Origin of the sequence: Neorhizobium huautlense (assembly GCF_002968575.1) — a bacterium.
GTDB lineage: Bacteria > Pseudomonadota > Alphaproteobacteria > Rhizobiales > Rhizobiaceae > Neorhizobium > Neorhizobium huautlense.
The window spans coordinates 1-454 of sequence record NZ_PVBM01000108.1 but is presented as its reverse complement, the minus strand read 5'-3'; the positions used below and the strand labels follow the sequence as shown (position 1 = coordinate 454).

Here is a 454-nt window from a genome sequence, read left to right as displayed (position 1 = left end):
ATTCTTCATCCATCATGGCCTCACATTGCCCGTTTTATTGTTTTTGCTCCAGGCTCAAGTATAGGCAATGCCGCCGGCTTCACCACGCCTCTCGTCCGCCGAAAAAAGCGGCGCAACCGCCCGCCGCAGCTAGAAAAAAACGTAAATTGTTCTAATCTTTAATCAGCAAGACAACATAATTCCGACAGTGGCTAAGGAGTTCGAAATGGGTGATAGCTCAAAAGACGGCGTAATTCTGCTGTCCCGCATTCTACTGATGGTTCTGTTTATCATTTTCGGCTGGATGAAACTGGTCAACTTCGGTGCGACCGTCACGGCGATGGAAGGCTATGGCACGCCGATGCCTTATTTGGCGGCGATTGTCGCCGTGGTGGTGGAGTTTATTTTCGGCATCGCGCTTATTCTCGGCCTGTTTACTCGCCCTATCGCGGTCATTTTTGCCCTGTATGTGTTG

1 protein-coding gene is annotated in these 454 nt (G+C 50.2%); it reads left to right on the top strand.

The features are described from left to right. Positions 1 to 205: 205 nt before the first annotated feature. Positions 206 to 454 (top strand): DoxX family protein (locus C5L12_RS27825; RefSeq protein WP_157949153.1); only part of this gene is annotated, 249 nt, incomplete at its 3' end.